This is a genomic window from Desulfoprunum sp. (genome assembly GCF_053613775.1).
The window spans coordinates 228,726-249,781 of the sequence record NZ_JBSHXH010000004.1 but is presented as its reverse complement, the minus strand read 5'-3'; the positions used below and the strand labels follow the sequence as shown (position 1 = coordinate 249,781).

Annotated in this window: 15 protein-coding genes; 11 read left to right on the top strand and 4 right to left on the bottom strand. The window is 55.6% G+C overall.

Annotation, left to right across the window (positions count from 1 at the left end):
- Positions 1 to 400 precede the first annotated feature (400 nt).
- From ACWGKN_RS05220 to ACWGKN_RS05205, 4 genes are all read left to right on the top strand, one after another.
- Positions 401 to 1,543 carry a cyclohexane-1-carbonyl-CoA dehydrogenase gene (locus ACWGKN_RS05220; protein WP_424255756.1) on the top strand — a complete coding sequence of 381 codons (1,143 nt, stop codon included), beginning with the start codon at positions 401 to 403 and terminating at the stop codon, positions 1,541 to 1,543.
- Positions 1,544 to 1,588: 45 nt separating this feature from the next.
- A complete protein-coding gene (locus ACWGKN_RS05215; RefSeq protein WP_035231250.1) occupies positions 1,589 to 2,731 on the top strand; it encodes a cyclohex-1-ene-1-carbonyl-CoA dehydrogenase in 1,143 nt (380 codons plus the stop codon).
- Positions 2,732 to 2,821: 90 nt separating this feature from the next.
- Entirely contained in the window at positions 2,822 to 4,504 is a 1,683-nt protein-coding gene (locus ACWGKN_RS05210; RefSeq protein ID WP_035231249.1) for a class I adenylate-forming enzyme family protein, read from the top strand.
- 218 nt (positions 4,505 to 4,722) lie between these two features.
- Positions 4,723 to 6,405, top strand: coding sequence for an adenine deaminase C-terminal domain-containing protein (locus ACWGKN_RS05205; protein WP_035231247.1), 1,683 nt, complete (start codon positions 4,723 to 4,725; stop codon positions 6,403 to 6,405).
- Positions 6,406 to 6,572: 167 nt separating this feature from the next.
- Here ACWGKN_RS05205 and ACWGKN_RS05200 read toward each other — a convergent pair whose 3' ends face one another.
- From ACWGKN_RS05200 to ACWGKN_RS05185, 4 genes are all read right to left on the bottom strand, one after another.
- A complete protein-coding gene (locus ACWGKN_RS05200; RefSeq protein ID WP_452094815.1) occupies positions 6,573 to 8,675 on the bottom strand; it encodes a (Fe-S)-binding protein in 2,103 nt (700 codons plus the stop codon).
- Positions 8,676 to 8,834: 159 nt separating this feature from the next.
- Positions 8,835 to 9,797: an electron transfer flavoprotein subunit alpha/FixB family protein gene (locus tag ACWGKN_RS05195; protein WP_035231242.1), complete on the bottom strand. Its 963-nt coding sequence runs from the start codon at positions 9,795 to 9,797 to the stop codon at positions 8,835 to 8,837.
- A gap of 64 nt (positions 9,798 to 9,861) precedes the next feature.
- The gene (locus ACWGKN_RS05190; protein WP_035231240.1) at positions 9,862 to 10,647 is read right to left on the bottom strand and encodes an electron transfer flavoprotein subunit beta/FixA family protein; all 786 of its coding nucleotides are present in this window, start codon (positions 10,645 to 10,647) and stop codon (positions 9,862 to 9,864) included.
- A gap of 123 nt (positions 10,648 to 10,770) precedes the next feature.
- Complete coding sequence (locus ACWGKN_RS05185; protein WP_052160153.1) at positions 10,771 to 11,271, bottom strand: MarR family transcriptional regulator; 501 nt, start codon at positions 11,269 to 11,271, stop codon at positions 10,771 to 10,773.
- Between the two features lie 255 nt (positions 11,272 to 11,526).
- On the opposite strand from ACWGKN_RS05185, the gene ACWGKN_RS05180 reads away from it, so the two are divergent.
- The 7 genes from ACWGKN_RS05180 (at position 11,527) to ACWGKN_RS05150 (ending at position 21,054) form a co-directional block, all read left to right on the top strand.
- Complete coding sequence (locus ACWGKN_RS05180; RefSeq protein ID WP_035225610.1) at positions 11,527 to 12,678, top strand: (Fe-S)-binding protein; 1,152 nt, start codon at positions 11,527 to 11,529, stop codon at positions 12,676 to 12,678.
- A 115-nt stretch (positions 12,679 to 12,793) separates the two neighbouring features.
- Positions 12,794 to 14,803, top strand: a complete 2,010-nt coding sequence (locus tag ACWGKN_RS05175) for an aldehyde ferredoxin oxidoreductase N-terminal domain-containing protein (protein WP_035225609.1) — start codon at positions 12,794 to 12,796, stop codon at positions 14,801 to 14,803.
- On the top strand, positions 14,803 to 15,348 hold the full coding sequence (locus tag ACWGKN_RS05170; protein ID WP_424255768.1) for a 4Fe-4S dicluster domain-containing protein: 546 nt from the start codon (positions 14,803 to 14,805) through the stop codon (positions 15,346 to 15,348). Before ACWGKN_RS05175 ends, ACWGKN_RS05170 begins: the two co-directional genes overlap by 1 nt.
- A 97-nt stretch (positions 15,349 to 15,445) precedes the next feature.
- Complete coding sequence (locus ACWGKN_RS05165) at positions 15,446 to 18,481, top strand: FAD-dependent oxidoreductase (RefSeq protein ID WP_452094814.1); 3,036 nt, start codon at positions 15,446 to 15,448, stop codon at positions 18,479 to 18,481.
- Positions 18,482 to 18,502: 21 nt separating this feature from the next.
- The gene (locus ACWGKN_RS05160; protein WP_452094813.1) at positions 18,503 to 19,369 is read left to right on the top strand and encodes a hydrogenase iron-sulfur subunit; all 867 of its coding nucleotides are present in this window, start codon (positions 18,503 to 18,505) and stop codon (positions 19,367 to 19,369) included.
- Between the two features lie 96 nt (positions 19,370 to 19,465).
- Complete coding sequence (locus tag ACWGKN_RS05155; RefSeq protein WP_452094812.1) at positions 19,466 to 20,233, top strand: enoyl-CoA hydratase/isomerase family protein; 768 nt, start codon at positions 19,466 to 19,468, stop codon at positions 20,231 to 20,233.
- Positions 20,230 to 21,054 carry a formate dehydrogenase accessory sulfurtransferase FdhD gene (locus ACWGKN_RS05150; protein ID WP_424255743.1) on the top strand — a complete coding sequence of 275 codons (825 nt, stop codon included), beginning with the start codon at positions 20,230 to 20,232 and terminating at the stop codon, positions 21,052 to 21,054. Before ACWGKN_RS05155 ends, ACWGKN_RS05150 begins: the two co-directional genes overlap by 4 nt.
- Positions 21,055 to 21,056: the final 2 nt, after the last annotated feature.

Below are 21,056 nucleotides of genomic sequence, written 5' to 3'. Positions count from 1 at the left end.
TCATCGATTTTAACAAATTCAGGACCGGAAAAGTCCGTATTCAGGACGGTAACTCGGCCTGTTCGCTCGTAAAAAGACGAAACCACATCCGCAAGAGTCGGCTTTCCGGATCAAGACTTTTGCCGGGCGGTGTATCCATTGATCGACATGTCCCCGGCCGGCTACACCCTGGCGATACCCCCATCCAGGCCTCATCTGAACTGTGTATATGTATACGCTGGTCTACATGTATGATATGCAGCAAAGCCTTCCTGATATGGACAAAGAACAATAACTGTTAACTATCAATATCTTAACATTCAATTTACGCTTTCATCCGAAATGGCACGATAGCTGAATGAGAGAGTTCGCAAAGTTACAGACATCACGCGAACCCAACAACCATCACGCAGGAGGAACAATGTTTGCCGAATCCGATGAAATCCGCATAGTGACCGAGACCATCCGCCAGGCCGCACGCGAGAAGATCGCCCCGGTGGCGGCAACGACCGACGCCACCGGCGAACTGGACCGCGACGTCTTGACGCTGTTGTGGGACCTGGGGCTGATGACCATGGCCTTCCCGCCCGAACACGGCGGCCCGGAACAGAACCAGGGCACGCTGCTCTGTATCGCGGTCGAGGAAATTGCCCGCCACTGCGCCTCGTCGGCCCTGATGCTGATCATCCAGGCGGTCGGCAGCTTCCCGCTGCTGCACGGCGGCAGCCCCGAGCTGCTGGCCCGGGTCCTGCCCCGCATCGTCAAGAATCGGGAGTTGGCGGCCTACCTGGTGTCCGAACCCGGTGCCGGCTCCGATGTCGCGGCCCTGCGCACCACGGCGGTCCGGGACGGCGACGAGTACATCCTTTCCGGCACCAAATGTTTCTCCACCAACGGCCCGGTCGCCTCGTACTACACCGTCCTCGCCCGCACCTCCGACAACGGCCGCAACGGTCTGACCTTCTTTCTGGTCGAGCGCGACACCCCCGGCCTGACGGTCGGCAAGATCGAGAGGAAACTGGGGCAGCGCGGCTCCAAGACCTCCGAGATGTATCTCGACGGGGTGCGCGTCCCGGTCGGCAATGTGCTCGGCGAGGTCGACAAGGGCTTTCTGCTGGCGATGAAGGATTTCGACATGTCGCGGCCGGCGATCGGCGCCCAGGCCCTGGGGATCGCCGAAGGGGCGTTCGAGCAGATGGTCAAGCATGCCAAGGAGCGCAAGACCTTCGGCCAGCCGCTGTGCGAACACCAGATGATCCAGCAGATCATCGCCGACAGCGCCACCAGGATCGAGGCGGCCCGGGGTCTGATCTACCGGGCGGCGGCCCAGTTCGACAACGGCCAGCGCAACACCAAGCTGGCCTCGATGGGCAAGCTGTTCGCCTCCGATGCCGCCATGCAGATCACCACCGACGCCATCCAGGTCTTCGGCGGCTACGGCTACATGCAGGACTACCCGGTGGAGCGGATGTTCCGCGATGCCAAGCTGACCCAGATCTTCGAAGGCGCCAACCAGATCCAGCGGCTGGTCATCGCCAGGGAAATATTGAAAGAGACCGTGTAAATCACCCAACGCCAATTGCTGCACCACCGATAAAGAGGTCCACCGATGAAACATCTGACTGAAGAACAACGCTTGACGATCGACATGGTCCGCGACGTCGTGACCAAGGAAATTGCCCCCCGGGCCCTGGAACTCGACGAGACGGCGGCGTTTCCGGAACACGCCCGCAACCTGTTCGCCCAGCTCGGCCTGCTCAACCCCCTGCTGCCGGAAGAGTACGGCGGCACCGGCATGCCGGTCTTGACTCTGGCCATGGTCCTGGAAGAGATCGCCAAGGCCTGCGCCGCGACGGCGCTGCTGTTGATCGCCCAGACCGACGGCATGCTGCCGATCATCCACGGCGGCAGCCCGGAGCTGAAGGAACGCTTCCTCCGCCCCTTCGCCGGCGAATCCAAGCTGCTGACCGCCCTCGGCGCCACCGAGCCGAACGCCGGTTCCGACCTGCTGGGGATGAAGACCCGGGCGGTGCGCCAGGGCGACACGTACGTCATCAACGGCCAGAAATGTTTCATCACCAACGGCTCGGTGGCCGACATCATCGTGGTCTATGCCATGACCGATCCGGCGAAGAAGGCCAAGGGGATGACCGCCTTCGTCGTCGAGAAGGGCACCCCGGGCCTGATCTACGGCCGCAACGAAAACAAGATGGGGATGCGCGGTTCGATCAACTCCGAGCTGTTCTTCGAGAACATGGAGGTCCCGGCCGCCAATATCATCGGGGCCGAAGGGGGCGGGTTCAAGAACCTGATGGAGACCCTGACGATCAACCGGATCTTCTGCGCCGCCCAGGCGGTGGGCATCGGCCAGGGCGCCCTGGATATCGCGATCAAGCACACCCGGAACCGGGTCCAGTTCGGCAAGCCGTTGGCCCACCTGGCGCCGATCCAGTTCATGATCGCCGACATGGCCACCGCCGTCGAGTGCTCGCGCCTGTTGACCCGGAAGGCCGCCCATCTGGTCGACGAGCATGACCGGGCGGCAGTGCTGTACGGCAGCATGGCCAAGACCATGGCCAGCGACACCGCGATGTCCGTCACCACCGATGCGGTCCAGGTCCTGGGCGGCTCCGGCTATATGAAGGAGAACCACGTCGAGCGGATGATGCGCGACGCCAAGCTGACCCAGATCTACACCGGCACCAACCAGATCACCCGGATGGTCACCGGCCGCGAACTGTTGTTCACATAACCCGGAGTCAGGCGGAGGCGATGCGATAAGCGAGCGATAACCTGAATGCAAACCGTTGCCCGTCCATAATGCCCATCAAAGGAGCACTCCATGACGCAAAATCGGCAATACACCTACGATATTTCAATGTTTCAGGACACCTTCGAAAACGACTTCACCTATATCAACGGATTTATGCGCAACACCCACAGGTACGCCGATCGAATTGCGGTGACCTGTTACGAGCGGGATAAGCAGTGGACCTATCGAGAACTGAATCAGGAATGCAACCGTCTCGCCCATGCGCTGATGGGTAACGGTGTCGGTAAAGCCGATGTTATTATGTACCAGATGTATAACTGTGCCGAGTGGGTATTTATTTATCTGGCGCCACAGAAACTGGGCGCCATCAACTGTCCGATCAATTTCCGACTTTCGTATGGTGAAATTGCCACCACCATCGATGACAGCAAACCCAAGATCTTCTTTTACGATGCCGCCGACTCGGATACGGTTGAAAAGGCGCTGAACACCGCCGCCCACAAACCCAAAACCGTCGTCATGGTCGACATGTATGGAACCTCCAAACCGATTGCGGGCGCCGTATCCTATGACCAGTACGTGCAGAACCAGCCGACAACGGAACCTGACGTATACCGCCCCACACATATTTACGACGAAGTCACCCGGCTCTACACTTCAGGGACGACCGGCAAGCCAAAAGGGGTTCCTCTCAACAATATCAACGAGATCTTCAGTGCCCATGACGTGATCATGCACTTTCCGCTCTCGCCGATGGACAAGACGCTCAACATGACCCCCTGGTTCCATCGCGGCGGTCTGTATTCGGGGGGGCCGTGCCCGACGCTCTACGTCGGCGGCGGGCTGGTTCCTCTCCGCCATTTCAACGCCGCCACCGTGCTGACGTTGGCGGAAAAGTATGGAATCAACTTCCTGATCGGGGCGCCGGTCACCCTGTCGGCACTGTGCGACGAGCAGACCAGAAACCCCCGTGACCTCAGTCGCTTGAAGGGGATCGTCACCATGGGGGCCCCTCTTGAACAGGCGGCGTGCATCAATTTCCAGAAGATGCTCACCCCCAATATCTTCAATGGCTATGGAAGTACCGAGGCGTTCTGGAACACGTTTCTCAGGCCCTACGATCTCCCGGAAATGGCCGGGTCTGCCGGACGCTCCTGCACCGATGACGACATGGCGGTGGTCAATGTCTACCACGACCGACTGGCGGAACCGGACGACCATGTGGAAAAAAACAACGAAGCGGTGGGCGAGGTGATCGTCAGAGCCGCAACCAAGTGTTCCTTCAACTATCTCAACCGGCCCGAAGAAACCAAGGCCAAGTATTACAAGGGGTGGCTGTATATAGGTGATCTGGCCAAATGGAATAAGGAAGAATACGTGACGATCGTCGGCAGGAAAGACGACATGTTCATTTCCGGCGGTGAAAATATTCATCCGGCGCAGGTGGAGGCGATTCTCAATGAGCATCCGGCGGTGAGCAGCAATTTAGTCGTCGGCACGCCTGACCCTAGATGGGGGCAAGTGGTAGTCGCATATATTGTCGTCAGATCGGGAAATTCCGTCACCGCAAAAGAACTGGATGAATTCTGCGTCCAGCACCCGATGCTTGCCAATTACAAGCGGCCGCGATACTACTGTTTTGTCGATCAACTGCCGATGACGGCGACCGGCAAATTGCTGCACTACAAGGCCAGATCGCAGGCTGCGGAAGATATGAAGAACGGGTTGTTTGAAAAGGTGGGGAAAATATAGTGTGAGGTTGTCAGGATATCGGGTGTGATGGACGAATCGCACTCCGGGGGACTGATCACAGGCCATACCGGGTTTCACCAGCTTCCACCGGCTCGTGAAACCTGCCCCTCCGGTTCGGACCACCCCCCGCCTGGCGCGAGTGAAGCTTGTATCCAGTTTCTGGAACTTGAATACCGCAGCAAACGAATACGGATTTACAATCAGGAAAGGAGAAACAGATGCAAGCCGATACCATCATCCGCAACGGGCGGGTGGTCAATGTCTATTCGGGGGAAATTCTCACGGCCGACGTGGCGATACGCGACGGCAGAATACTCCACGTCGGGGATTGTCCCACCGAGGGTGTACCGTCGACCTCGATCCACGACGCCGAAGGCGATTACCTGATCCCGGGTTTTTTCGACGGCCACGCCCATATGGACCTGTTCTACAACCCCTTCGCTTATGCCCGCTGCGTCCTCGCCCGGGGCACCACCTGCATCTTCAACGACGGCCATGATCTGGCCGCCGCCGTGGGGGTGGACGCGTTTCTCGCGATCATCCAAAGCCTGCAACACGGCCCGATGACCATCAAAAGCGGCGCCCCGGCCGCAACGCCGCCGTATCCGGATGTAGAAGGAGAAAACCTCTGGTCCATGGCCGATTTCACCAAGGCCATGGCCTGCGAAGACATTCTCTCCGTCAGCGAGACGGTCGCCTATCTGCGGATCGTGCACCGCGACCCAAACCTCATGAAGCGGTTTGCACTGGCGCGCACCATGGGCAAGCTGATCGAGGGCCATACCACCGGGGCCAACTGGGACCGACTCAATGCGCTGGCTTACGGCGGCGTGCTCTCGTGCCACGAGTCGTTGAACGCAGCCGATGTCACCTCGCGCCTGCGGCTGGGATTTTATGTCATGCTGCGGCACGGTTCCATTCGGGAGGACATGCCGAAATACATCGAGGCGGTGCACGCAGCCGAGGCCTTCGACACCAGCCGGATCATGCTGGTGTCGGATGGTATCTTCGCCGATCACCTCATCGAGCGGGGCAACATGGATTGGGTGGTCGCCGAGGCGGTGCGGTGCGGGATCGACCCGGTGCGGGCGATCCAGATGGCCACCCTCAATCCGGCCCGCTATTTCCGCCTGGACCATGAGGTCGGCGCCATCGCCCCCGGCCGCCTGGCCCACATTCTGGTGACGTCATCACTGGAACAGCCGACCCCCCGGCTGGTCTTCGCCAGGGGAGGCCTGGTCGCCGAAGAGGGCCGGCTCCTGACCGATGCCTATCAACAGGTCGATCCAGTCGTGGGCAGCCGCCCCTTTGAGATTGCCGACATCCACCCGGATCTTTTCCGGATCGTGGCAAGGCCCGGCCTTGCCACGGTACCGGTAATCACCATTGTCAACCGCACCGTGACCGGCGCCGAGGAAATAGCCCTGCCGATCCGAAACGGTTTCTATGCACCACCTGAAGACGTCCTGCCGGCCTTCCTGATCGCCCGTGACGGGCGCAAGACCGGGCGGGGTTTCGTCAAGGGGTACCCGCGTGGACTGGGCGGACTTGCCTCCACCGTATCCCACGATACCCATGGGCTCCTGGTGATCGGGAGCAACCCTTCGGACATGGCCCTGGCCGCCGCCGAGGCACTGAAACCCGGCGGCGGCGTCGGGTTTGTTCAAAACGGGGAAATTCGGGCCAGCATCCCGCTGCCGTTGGGCGGCCATTGTTCGCTGAAATCCGTTCCGGAACTGGCAGCCGAGATCCGCCATCTGAATGGTGAAATCGAATCCCTGGGTACGGACCTGGACAATCCCTTGTGGACCCTTGTCTTTTTGACCTTCACCTCGGTTTTGCAACTTCGGCTGACCTATGAAGGGGTCTATGACGTACGCAGGAGAAAGATTGTCTTTTGATTTCTCACTTAGAGAATGCAAAAAGGTCAGTCGTGTTAAATATTTAGCGCGATTCCGACACGATACATATTCAACACGGGTGACCTTATGAAAACAGAATGTACAAGAAACTATTTAGCGGGCGTTGATTGTATCTTCCTGGCCCCTGTGCGTTGTCTATTTCCGGGCTACACCATATACTGCGCTACGAGTTCGGCGATATCCCTGGTCCGGACTGTGTCCACCTTTTCCATTTCCTTGATTCCGTCTTCGATCATCGTCAGACAGAAGGGGCAACTCACCGCAACGGTCGTGGCCTCCATATCGACGATTTCCCTTGTCCGCTCGAGATATATTTTTTTGCCTATGTTCTCTTCCATCCACATTCGGCCCCCGCCCGCACCGCAACAGAAACTTTCCTTGCCGCTTCGATCCATCTCCCTGATCCCATCAACAGCAACAGCTTGCAGCACTGACCTCGGCTGGCGGTAAATGTCGTTATAGCGGCCTAGATAACATGGATCATGGTATGTTACCGTGCCTTTCATCGATTGGTTCAGCTTGATTTTGCCCACTTTTACAAGCTGCTCGATGAATTCGCTATGATGGATGAGCTGATAATTTCCTCCCAATTGCGGATAATCATGCTTGAGCGTATTGAGGCAATGAGGACAGGCGGCGATGATCTTTTTAACGTTATATCCATTGAGTGTTTCGATATTTTCCTGGGCCAGCATCTGAAACAGCATTTCATTGCCGACCTTTCTGGCAAAATCACCGGTACATTTTTCCTCCACCCCGAGAATACCGAATCTGACGCCTGCTTTTTGCAGAATCTTCACCAGACTGACGGATACTTTTTTCGCTCGATCATCAAACGAACCGGCACATCCTACCCAGAGGAGATATTCGACGTCCGGATTCTCCGCCATTGTAGTAACCCCCAGTCCCTTGGCCCATTCCTCGCGTTTATCATACCCAATACCCCAGGGATTGCCGTTGCGTTCAAGACCTTTCAAAGCCGGGTTCAGCTCTTTGGGATACGATTGGGCAATCAGGGTCTGTCCCTGGCGCATGGCAATGATACGCGGCACATGTTCAATCGCCACCGGACACACCTCTTCACAGGCTCGACATGTTGTACATGCCCAGAGCGTGTCCCCTGCAATGACATCGCCAACCAATTGTTTTTCGCTGTTCAGTGCCAGGACCTTTTCTTTCAACGCATCGGCATCTTCGCCGCTTTGTTCCGCACCTGATAACAGTTTGGCCCTCTGGATGATGGCCGTTTCATTATCAGTCAGTTCCTGCCGCAGATTGAGATTGAAATCGTACAGATTGAGTGGCTTATCAGTGGTGTAGGCAGGACACACCTCCTTGCATCGGCCGCATTCGGTACAGGTGAAGAGATCCAGCGCCTGTTTCCAGTCGAGTTGGTGGATGTGATTAAGACCCAATGTTTCATTTTCCCAGGCAGCTTCGTCCTCCATATCCAGGAGTTTTGCCTTTTCATGGGGATAGCCCAGGCTTTTGAGATAAACGTTGGGAAGTGCCGTGATCACATGGAAGTGCTTGCCATACGGGAGGAGGTTGAGGAAGACCAGCTGAGTACAGATGTGCAGCCAGAACATGGCTCCCATCAGCAGAGCCAGGGTCTCAGCGCTGAAGCCGGAAATGAGTGCAGCTGTTACGTTCGATAACGGCGCCCAAAGAGCTTCCGGGCCATACTGCGGGTTGTTAAATATATGGATATTATTTGAAGAATCAGGTAATTGGACCAGGTTGAATCGCACACCGTCGTATAACAGATCAGACACCATTAAAATGCCGATCAACACCAGAACCAGATACGCTTTGAAGCTGTTATGCAATCTTTCTGGTTTGACAACGGCTCGACGATAGATTGCCCAGATGACCATGGCCAGGACAATCCCCTCGACCAAATCTTTTAACGCAACGTACAGGTAGCCAAGCAGATGTGGCGCGCCGAAGAGAGGCAGCTCGAATCCCTTCTGGAATCCCTCCCCGTAGAGCATCAAGCTGCGAATTAACAGAATGCAGAATCCCCAGAAAATAAAGGCATGCATGATTCCGGAGCTTCTTTCCTTGGCCCTGCCGATAAGACGTTGCTGGCCGACGGCCAGAACCATCATGTTTTTGAAGCGTTCTTTCAGGTGGTTCGCTCTGTCGGCGGGCGCCAGCGCCTGGAGCAGCTGAATCTTACGAACCATGGAATAGCAGAATACACTCAGGGCAATAACAAGTAAAAAAGCCATTACTAAGGGATTCAAAACTATCTCCTCAACTCGTATATATAATGGAATTATTTGAGCACATCCTGCTGGAACATAAGATCTATCTGAAAACCGAGAAACTCGGCCTGGCTAAATTTCAGAAGATTATCCGATCCTTCACCAACCGGGCTGAGTTTGAAGAGTTACCGGAAAAAACTACCTTTTAATGCTCTTTATCTGTTCACGGAGAATCGGAACCACTTCAAAAAGATCCCCTACTATGCCGTAGTCAGCGACATTAAAGATCGGCGCTTCAGGATCGTTATTGACAGCCACAATCACCTGCGAGCCGGTCATACCGGAAAGGTGCTGAATCGCGCCGGAAATGCCGACGGCAATATACAGTTTCGGGGCCACTATTTTTCCTGTCTGGCCAACCTGTTTGTTGTGCCCCATCAAACCGCTGTCGACCATGGCCCTGGAAGTGCCGAAACCGGCACCCAGATCATCCGCCAGTCCTTTCACCAGATCAATACCTTTTTGATCCTTGACGCCGCGCCCGACTGAGACGACAATGGCGGCATCGCCCAGATCGATATCTCCGCTGGCATCGGCTATCAGTTCCTTGATCACGGCCCCCAGATCAGTGGGCGGCGCTGAAAGGCGGATGACATTTTCGCTGCCGGCAGTGCCCTCGTCCGTCATCGGAAAAGCCCCTGCCCTGACAACTGCAACAAGCTTTTCACTGTTTATTTTCACCCGCTGTATCACTTTATTGGCAATGGCAGGCCGTGTTATTTCGATATTGCCCCCAGTAGAGGCCACATCGGTAATATCGGTTGCACAGGCCACCGCGAGCCGGGCAGCCACCCTCGGTGCCACGGCTTTGCTGCTTTCTGTTGACGCGAACCAGATCTGGTCGGCGCCAAACTGGCTTGCCGCGTCGACGACACAGGAGGCGTATGGGCCGGCTGAAAACAGTTCCAAACCTGGATCATCAGCTATATATTGGCTACCGGAGCCGACACTCACCAGGTCAGGAATCAATGCTTCCAGGTTGTTACCGATAGCAACGACAGCAGTCTCAGCACCAAGAGTTCTGGCTTTTGCCAAAAGTTCCGCTGTGCTGCGCTTCACCTCACCTCGCTTGATATCCGCAATTACGAGTACTTTAGCCATGATCTTCTTTTCCTTATATAAATTTATTTAAATCAATGAAATATACGTAATTGAGAGGGTGTCTTCACAAGACCTTGGCTTCATTCATCAGCAGATCAACAACCTGGGCGGTGATTTGAGCGGCATCACCTTCAAATTTTTTGCCGGCTTCACGCGCCTGAGATCTACTGAATTCGAGGATTTCAGATCGATTGCCGCTGCCACCCACCTCAGCAAACGAGGTGCCAAGTGCGGCCAGATCCATCACCTCGATCTTCTTTTTCTTGGCCATCATCAGACCACGCATTTGCGGCAGTCTGGGTTCATTGATACTATCGCTGACCGTGACAAGCGCCGGCAACTTCAATTCCACAATCTCCTTGCCGCCGTCGCCCAGCCGCGTCACCTTGATGAGCTTGTCGTCTATCACGTCGATTGCGACCACATTACTGACGCAGGGTATCCCAAGGTTCTCGGCCAGAATTATTCCGGTCTGGCCATTATCGGTGTCCTGGGCCTGTTTGCCGGTTACGACCAGATCATAGCTTCCGGTTTCGTAAACCTTTTGCAGTACCCTGGCCAAGACAAAGGAATCCGCTCCGGCAAGTTGCGGGTCATCGACCTGGATACCGTTGTCAATACCCATGGCATAGCCGCGACGGATAATCTGGGTGTTGTCATCGCCGCCGCCGATACTGACCAGCGTTGTCTCTGCACCATTATTTTCCTTGAGCTGGACAGAGGCTTCTACCGCATTTTCGTCCCAGGCATTCATGACATACTGCAGCCCCTCTTCGACAATGGCCCCTGACTCCACGCGGATGGTCAATTCCACATCAACGACTTTTTTTACGGTAGTAAGAATTTTCAAAATATCCTCCTGCTATTGTATCAAGCATTGTTGAGAAAACATCGATCACCCAAGATAACAATGAATATATTAATGAGTAACATGTTAACAAATTCAGTGTCAACAATTTTGTTCTCAGGAAAATTACTTTTTCCGCACATCTCTGTATACCAGCTTCAGATCTTCTAGCAATTCTCTTTGCTTCTGGCTGGGAAAGTGCTTCAAATAGATGTTAATCTTAGATAAATGAGAATCTTGAATGTTCTTTAATATGCGTGATCCTTTGGGGGTAATTTCAAGCACGGTAATCCGCTCATCACCGGGATCCTGCTTTCTCAAAATTAATCCGTTTTTTTCCAATCGTTGAGTGAGACCGGTAATATTGGAACTGGACACCAGCATAATCTTGCTGGTATTACTCACCGTATTCTGGCCATTCTTTGAATTATTCAATATTCTCAGTACGTTATATTGGGAAAACGTCAACCCGTAATTTTTATAGGTCAAATCGAGATCCTTTTTTATCGTCTCAGAAGCTCGAAACAGGACAGCAATGACTTTTTCGCCAATTTCCATGTTGTTTTTATAGTTGTATTCGCCCCAATCATTTTCGTTGGTTTCTGCTGGGTAGGTTTCTGCTGGCATATCCTCATCCTTCGTTCAATTCAGATAAATTATAATTACATTATGTTATCCATTTACAATGGTGCAACGTTCAGGGTATGTATAACACAGAAAAATAATAATTACAAAATGTTGCCCATTTGATTTGGAGCAACGTTCAGGGTTAAATATTATAGCTTAATACTAGCTTTTTTGTCTTGACACGCATTAATAATTAACATATTGTCTATTAACATATTAGTCAACCCTTTAAAATGAGAGTGAGGACGAAACAAAGTGGAAACAGTTGCCCCTTTCAAAGAAGTCGTTGAAGAGATAGAGGGAGCCGGCGGACAATCACAGAGATTCTGCTTTCAGTGCGGCTTGTGTGACACAGTTTGTCCCTGGAACAAGGTAAGGCAGTTCAGTATGCGCAAAGTCATACGTGAGGCCACCTTTGGTTTGACCGAAATCGACGGAGAAGACATCTGGCGCTGCACCACGTGCGGAAGATGTCCAGCACAATGTCCAAGGGGAGTAAATCAGATTCAACTCGGCGTTTCTCTGCGGCGGGTTGCCGCCGGCTATGAAGTCTTCCCGGCGTCAGTCAAGTCCGCCCGCACGGCAAGGGCGAGCCTTATCTCGGAAGGGAATCCGTTGCAGGTAGAGCGGCAGAAACGAGGGGATTGGGCAAAGGAGCACGGGGTCAAACAATATTCCGAAGGAATGGAGGTGCTGTTCTTTGTCGGCTGTTATCTGAGTTACGATCCGAGAATGAAAAAAGTTGCCGCAGCCACGGCCGCTATCCTCAAAAAAGCAGGGGTTGATTTCGGCATATTGGGCAACAAGGAAAACTGTTGCGGCGAAAGTATCCGCAAGTTCGGCAGTGAACAGGTATTCACGTCCCTGGCCAGGGAAAATATCAAGACCTTTATCGACCAAGGGGTAAAGAAAATCCTGGTCTCGTCCCCCCACTGCTACCATACCTTTAAAAACGAATACCCCGAATTCATGGTCAACTTTGAAGTTGTCCATATCAGCCAATATCTGCTGGAACTGCTCGATGAAGGACGCCTCCAGTTCAACCATCCATTTGAAAAGAAAGTCACCTACCATGATCCCTGCTATCTCGGCAGGCATAACAATATATATGACCAACCCCGTACTGTCTTGAACAGGATAGCCGGGCTTGAACTGGTTGAGATGGCCGAATCACGCCGTGACAGCCTATGTTGTGGTGGTGGCGGCGGAAGAATATGGATGGACACGCCGCAAGACCAGAGATTTTCCGACATCAGGTTGAATCAGGCCGTTCAAACTGGAGCCCAGGTGCTGGTAACCAGTTGCCCATATTGCATTACCAACTTCGAGGAAAGCCGCCTCAACCTCGAATACGGTGACTTGCTGGAAATTAAAGATATTACGGAAATCGTTCAGGAAGCAATGTAGCGAATGCCGGCAAACAGGTGAAATTCATCCCGAGAGTCTGGATAGTGGATTTTCCGGTTGGTTGAGTTTTACCGGTAAATCTGAAGTAAATTAGCGACAGCACAAGGAAAAGACAATGAGATACGCAGAGACTGGATATAATCTGGAGATTGATCTGAGCCGCGGCAATATCGAGCGGGTAGCCAGCAATCCCGAGGACAGCCAATTGTATCTGGGGGGATTGGGGACCAATGCCAAGATCATGTGGGACCGGGTAGCCCCGGAAGTAGAGGCCTTTTCGCCTAACAACCTGCTTATTTTCGGCACCGGTCTTTTGTGTGGAACCCCGGCCATAGGCTGCAACCGGACTATCGTCACTACCATTTCGCCGGTGAATCAGTTACTGGCCTTTTCCATGATGGGCGGATTCTGGGCGCCGGAATTGAAGTACGCCGGCTATGACAAGGTAATCCTGCGCGGCAAATCCCCCGACCTGGTCTACATCTGGATCAAGGACGACAAGGTCGAGATTCGCGACGCCTCGCACCTCAGAGGCAAAGGTGCCATAGAGACGGCCAAGCTGATCTGCGAGGAACTCAAGGAACCCAAGGCCCAGGTGGCAGCCATCGGCATGGCTGGTGAGAATCGGGTCTATTTTGCCTCTATTGAACAAGGTCGCTCCAGTGCCAGCCGGGGTGGGCTCGGGGCGGTGATGGGTGACAAGGGAGTAAAAGCCATTGTCGTCCGCGGGACCAAGGATATTCATACAGCGCGGCCTGCTGAATTTGTTGGCCTCTGTAACGAAGTGTTGCAGTACATCCAGTTCCGTGAAAAGAATCCGATCCCTGGAGTCATGGCCATCCTTTCCGGACTGGGATCGCCCCAGGAGATGAAAACCCACGATGAAAAGTGGCATACCGAAAATTTCATGTGGGGCAATTCACGGGAGCGCCGTAAAGATTTCTGGACCGATCAGATCGCCGAGGACTGGACCTCAACTATGAAGGGCATGCAGACACGTTTGATCAGCTGCTACAATTGTCCGATGAAATGTGGCGCGACCATTTCTCCACCGGATAAACCAACATATATGATGAAATGTTTCTCCAAGCTCACCTATACCATGGCGGCTTTCTCCGACCTGCAGTTCGGTCTGGGGATTGCCCAGGCCGCCACCGAGTATGGGGTTGACGGATTTTCCGCCCCGCAGGTTATGGCATTTGCCCTGGAACTCCTGGCAGATGGGATACTCACGGACGATGACTTCCCGGGAATGCCCGAAGACAACGAAGGGCGATTTTATTGGTTGCTGGATCATATAGTCCGACGGGAAGGTATCGGCGATGTGCTGGCCAACGGGACTTACTGGGCAGCCAAGCAGATCGGTAACGGCGCTGAGAAGTATGCCCACAACACTATAAAAAAGACGGAACAGCTGCCTCTCAAGTTGTCCATGCTCAACCCCATCTATTTTCTCATGTACGCAACTGGCGAGAAACTGAACATCACCCAGATCGAGGGGCAGTTCCCGCAAGCGCCATTCCCCACCCGCGAAGAGCGGGAGACCTTCGTCAAGGACTGGTTCCAGGTGCCGGACGAAAAATTCAAACAGTATTTCCTGGACTGGGAACCGCGCGGCGACAATTCGATCCCGTTCTACCCCACCCCGGCGATGTGCTGCGATATCGTTGATTGGCAGGAACGGATGCACTACATCGACGATGCCTTGGGTATGTGTGCCGGTTTGTCGTCGTTTCCGCTCAAACCGCCCTATCATATCCACAACTATCCAAAATTCATTTCTGCAGGGGCTGGATTTGCCATGGACGAAGAGAGCTTAACCAAGGCAGCCAAGCGCTATCGTACCCTGGTGCGGGCCATCAACACCACACGAGGTGTGCGCAGAAAAGATGATAAGCCACCGGAAAATCACTGGAAGAAGCGCTTCCCAGATTTAGAAAAAGAGCTCTTGGACACCTACTACGCATTTAAAGGATGGAACGAGCAGGGTATCCCCACCGAGGAGGCGCTGCGCAATCTGGGACTGGACTATGTATATGAAGAGTTTGAGAAACGCGGCGTCTATTCGGACAATGGGGATGCACCTTCCGAGACGACCCCGGCCGAGACCGGCAAGGAGGTGTAATTTTGGCAACTGAAAAAAAGATCGTCAAAACAATTAAAATCAATGCTGACCTGTGCAACGGTTGCCGTGCCTGTGAAATGATCTGTTCAGCCTTTCACGCCGAGCCCAAATACTCCAGTAACAATCCAGCCAGATCCCGGGTCCAGGTCCTGCGCCATCCACTGGAAGATATCTATATACCGGTCTATGCCGGTGAGTCCGCCGGAGCTGAATGCGCTGGACGGGGCGTTTACGTCATAGATGGCAAGGAATATGAAGAGTGTGCCTTTTGCCGTTCACCCTGTCCATCCCGCGAAGACTTCAAAGAACCTGATTCAGGCCTGCCGTTGAAATGCGATATGTGCGAAGGAGAAGAGGAACCTTTGTGCGTCAAGTGGTGCATCACCGATGCACTGGTATTGGAGGTACGGGAAGAAGAGGTTGAAGTTGTGGAAGAACAGGAAATGCTGGACATCGGCTTGGCATCGTTGATCGAAAAGCACGGCAAGCAGAAGGTCATGGATGCCGTGGCCAGAATGTCTGCTTCTACAAAAAGTCTCAAATAACGCTTCTAATCCTTCGAAAAAAAGGAAACAAACCGTGGAAAACCAGTCGATTGTACAACGCTCTGAGGGTTCGGGTCAAGGCAACTTTGGAGACGTCATGGTGGTCGGCGGCGGAATCAGCGGCATTCAGGCCTCGCTGGATCTGGCCACCGCCGGTTTCAAGGTCTACCTGATCGAAAAGGGGCCGGCCATCGGTGGCCACATGGCGCAGCTGGACAAGACGTATCCGACCAACGACTGCTCGATGTGAATTCTTTCACCGAAACTGGTCGAGGTCGGCCGGCACCCCAATATCAAGGTTCTCACCTACACCGACGTTGACAGCGTCGACGGACAGTCTGGCGACTTTACCGTCAGGCTGACCAAGAAACCGCGCTACATCATCGAAGACAAATGTACCGGCTGCGGCGTCTGCGTCGAGTATTGTCCGGTGAAATATCCCGATCAGTACAACCAGGAAATCTCCGACAACAAGGCCGTCCATATCTACTTCGCCCAGGCCATCCCGTTGATCACCTACATCGACGAGAGCTGCCTGTACCTGAAAGAAAAGAAATGCCGGATCTGTGAAGGCGCGTGCAAGAACGACGCCATCGATCTGCACCAGATCCCGGAGAAGATGGAGCTGAACGTGGCAGCCATCGTCCTCTCTCCCGGCTATGACGTTTTCGATCCGAAGATCCGGGACGAGTACGGCTACGGCAGGCTGCAGAACGTCGTCACCGGCATGGACTACGAACGGCTGATGTGCGCCACCGGTCCGTACGAGGGCGAGATCCTGCGCGCCTCGGACAGGCGCCATCCCCACAACGTCGCCTGGATCCAGTGCGTCGGCTCCCGACGGGAAACCGCAGGCGACAACGGCTACTGCTCATCGGTCTGCTGCACCTACGCCCAGAAACAGGTTATTCTTACCAAGGATCACGACAGCAATGCCGCCTGCACGATCTTCCACAACGATGTGCGCGCCTACGGCAAGGGCTTCGAAACCTTCTACCAGCGGACCCAGCAGCTCCCGGACGTCAGGTTTATCCGCAGTTATGTGTCGATCGTCGGTGAAGACCCGGAAACCAAAAACGTCATCGTCCGCTATGCCACCGAATCCGAGGGGGTCAAAGAAGAATCGTTCGACATGGTCGTGCTCTCCGTCGGTCTCAACCCGCCCAAGGATTATCAGGGTCTGGCGAAGAAGTTCGGTATCGAGGTCAACGGCCACGGCTTCTGTCAGATCGATTCCGCCAACCCGATGGCCACCACCCGTCCGGGGATCTTTGTCAGCGGCGCCTTCCAGGGGCCGATGGACATCCCCGAATCGGTCTTTACCGCCAGTGCCGCCGGCTCCCAATGCGGCGAGTTGCTGAACTACCGCCGGGGCAAACTGACCACCGAAAGAGTCTACCCACCGGAGACCGACAATACCGCGGCGGAGCCGCGTATCGGGGTGTTCGTCTGCCACTGCGGCGCCAATATCAGCCGGGTGGTCGACGTCCCCGACACGGTCGCCTACACCCAGACGCTGCCCAATGTGGTCCACGTCCAGCAACAGCTCTTCTCCTGCGCTACCAACTCGATGAAGGCGATCGTCGACACCGTCAAGGAGAAGTCGCTCAATCGGGTGGTGATCGCCGCCTGCAGCCCCAGGACCCTGGAAGCGCTGTTCCGCGACACACTGCGTGAAGCGGGGATCAACAAATATTATCTGGATATGGCCAATATCCGGGAGCACTGCTCCTGGTGCCATTCCCGCGAGAAGGAAGCAGCCACGGCCAAGGCCAAGGACATCGTCCGCATGTCGGTGGCCCGCTCGATCAACCTCGAACCCTTGCAGGAGTTCGACCTGCCGGTCAACAGGGCGGCCCTGGTGGTCGGCGGCGGTCTGGCCGGCATGACCTGCGCCCTGTCCATCGCCGACCAGGGCCACGACGTCTACCTGCTGGAACGGGAGGCCGAACTGGGCGGCAACGCCCGCCGGCTTCATTCCACCATCGACGGCAAGGACGTCCAGGCCGATCTCGCCCGACTGATCCGCAGGGTCTACCGCCATCCGGCAATCCACGTCTACAACGAGGTGGTCATCACCGAGTCAACCGGCTACATCGGCAACTTCGTGACCCGGATCACCTCGGAGCGGGGGCCTTCGGTCATCGAGCATGGGGCCACGGTCATCGCCATCGGCGCCGAAGAGTACAAACCCACCGAATACCTGTACGGGCAGGATGAGCGCGTCGTGACCCACCTTGAACTGGGTGAACGCATTGCCCGAAACGATACCGCCGTCACCGGGGCCCAGAGCGTGGTGATGATCCAGTGCGTCGGCTGCCGCAACCAGGACCGCAACTACTGCAGCCGGGTCTGCTGCAGCCATAGCGTCAAGAACGCCCTGAAACTCAAGGCGATCAACCCGAAGATGGATGTCGCCATCGCCTTCCGGGACATGCGCACCTACGGCTTCAACGAAACATACTACCGTGAGGCATCCCACGAAGGCGTGCGCTTCATTCGCTGGACCCCGGAAGATCCGCCGATGGTGGAGGCGGCCGAGGCCGATGACGGCCGCGCCGTGCTGCAGGTGACGCTGCCCGACCCGATCCTGGGCCAGAAGCTGGCCTTGGACGCCGACCTGCTGGTATTGGCCGCGGCCGTTATCCCGTCCAGAGGCGCCCAGGAGATTGCCGGCCTGTTCAAGGTGCCGCTGGGACCGGACGGGTTTTTCCAGGAAGGCCATGTCAAACTCCGGCCGGTGGAATTTGCCACGAGCGGCGTCTTTCTCTGCGGCATGGCCCACTACCCCAAGCATATGCCCGAGGCGGTCAACCAGGCCTACGGCGCGGCCGGCCGGGCCCTGACCCTGCTCGCCAACGACATCGTCACCGTGTCCGGGGCGGTGTGCGAGGTCAACGAAAAACAATGCATGGGCTGCGGCGCCTGTATCGAGGTCTGCAGCTATGATGCCATTGAGTTGCGCAAGACAAAACTGGGCCAGAAGGCCGTCGTCAATCCGGTGATCTGCAAGGGAGACGGTCTATGCAACGCCGTCTGTCCCACCGGGGCCATTGTCCTGAAACATTTCACCGACCGGGAGATCGAAAGCCAGATCGATGCGCTGCTTCCCGAACCGATAGTCGTCAAATGACAAGCGAGGAGATTGCGAACCATGAGTAAAGGACACATGTTCACCCCCAGAATCATCGGCTTTGTCTGCCACTGGTGAGTATACGGGGCGGCTGACCTGGCTGGAGTTTCCAGACTGCAATACTCGACGAATATGAGGCTGGTTCGCTTGATGTGTTCGGGCCGGGTTGATTTGGCGCACATCCTGCGGGCCTTCGCCAAGGGCGCGGATGGTGTCTTCATCGGCGGCTGCCGGCTGGGTGAATGCAACTACATCACCCACGGCAACTACCATGCCCTCAACCTGGCCCTGCTGGGCAAAAAGATCCTCGAGCATATCGGGCTCAATCCGCGGCGGCTGCACATCGCCTTCATGTCGGGCGGTGAAGGCAACCTGTTTGCCTCGGTGGTGGACGATTTCTGCAAGACGATCAAAGAGCTCGGCCCCATCGGCCAATCCGAGGAGATCACGCCGGCCCGGCTTGAAGATGCCGTGACCGACATCATCCGACTGGTCCCCTACATCAAGATCGAAAAACACGACAAGCTGACGGTCTGCCTGGAGGATGAAACCGCCTACGACGATCATTTCAGCCTCGACGAGATCAAGCGGCTGTTCGCTGAGGTGGCTTCGTACCATATCGACCCGGCCAAGTGCCAGGCGTGCATGATCTGCGCCAGGAGCTGCCCGGTCGAGGCCATCGACGGCGGCAAGGGCGTGGTCCATGTCATCGATCAGGACAAGTGCATCAAGTGCGGCACCTGCCTGAATGCCTGCCCCTCCCGGTTCGGTGCGGTCACCAAAATTGTCGGCGGCCCGGTGCCGCCGCCACTGCCGCTGGACCAGCGAACCATTGTACGCAAGGGCGGGAAAGAAAAAACCACTTCGACTGAAAAGGCGCTGCCATGACCGAAGATACCATCTGGAACGGAACATATGACGTGGAACCAGCGGAAATGGCGGCGATTTTCTTCAGCAATTTAGAACTAAAAGGATAACGACATTATGGAGCTTACCTATCATCAGTTGACACAGGAAAACGGCATAGCCCGAATCACGTTCAACCGTCCGAAGCACAATGTGTTGAACATGGCCATGATGCAGGAGTTGACCGCCATTTTGGCTGAACTCAACGGCGATTCCGGGCTGAAATGTGTGGTCATTGCCGCCCAGGGGGCCAGTTGGTGTGCCGGCGTCGAAGTCCTCGACCACAAACCTGAACTGGCGCCGGACATGATCCTGAACTTCGACGCCCTGCTCAAGCAGATTCATGCCATGTCGGTTCCCACCATCGCCGCCGTCAACGGCGCCTGTCTGGGCGGTGGGATGGAGGTCGCCATCGCCTGCGATATCGTCGTCGCCGCCAGATCGGCAGTATTTGGCCAGCCCGAGATCAAGCTGGGCTTCCTGCCGCCCTACGCCGCCGTCCGTCTGCCTCGGCTGGTCGGGCCGTCGAGGGCCATCGAGATCTGTACCACCGGAAAGCGCTACAGCGCCGAGGCAATGCAGCAGATGGGAGTCGTCTGCGATGTCTTCGACGAAGGTGCATTGGAAAAAGGGGTGGCCAATCTGACCAAGGAGATCCAGCACGCCAGTCCGCTGATCATCCGGCTCAACAAAAAGGCGGTCAACCAGCATGTCGGCATGTCGATCAACGAGGCGATGGAAAGCGTCAACGACATGTTCCTCAACCAGTTGATGCATACCGAGGACACCCTTGAAGGCATCAAAAGCTTTGAAGAAAAACGTCGTCCCGAGTGGAAGAACAGGTGAGCGACTACCGTCCTCGCATGACCGACGCCGGCGTCCGGCCGACGCATACCGTTTCGGTAATCGACGAACGGGGTGCAACCAGGCAGGTCGAGATTGCCGGCGAATTACCGCTGACGATCCGGGTCGACGGCCATGAAATCGTCACCCTGATGACGCTCGGCACCCAACCGGAGATGCTGGCGCTGGGGTATCTGCGCAACCAGCGCCTGATCACCGAGATCGAGAACATCGAATCGGTCCGGGTCGATTGGCCGACCGAGTCCGTCTCTATCCAGACCAAGGACGGCAGCGGTGAGCAACTCAAGGAGAAGCTGACCGGACGGACGGTTACCACCGGCTGTGGCCAGGGCACCGTGTTCAGCTGCATGATCGACGGGCTCTATGCCGTCAAGCTGCAGCCCATCACCCTGCGCCAGTCGCAGTTGAGCCGGTTGATGAAGTCGCTCGCCCCCTACAACGAGATCTACCGGTCGGCCGGGGCGGTGCATGGCTGTGCGCTGTGCAGCGACGGGAATGTGGAGATATTCGTCGAGGATGTCGGCCGTCACAACGCCGCCGACACCATCGCCGGCAAGATGTGGCTGGACCGGATCAGCGGCCGCAACAAGGTCTTTTACAGCACCGGCCGCCTCACCTCGGAAATCGTGATGAAGGCGGCGTTGATGGAGATACCGGCCATCATCTCCCGGTCCGGCATCACCCACATGGGGCTGAATCTCGCCCGGGACCTCGGCATCATCATGATCGCCCGGGTCAAGGGCGAGAAGTTTCTCATTTTCAACGGGCAGGAACATTTCATCCATGATCTGGATTCCCTATGAAC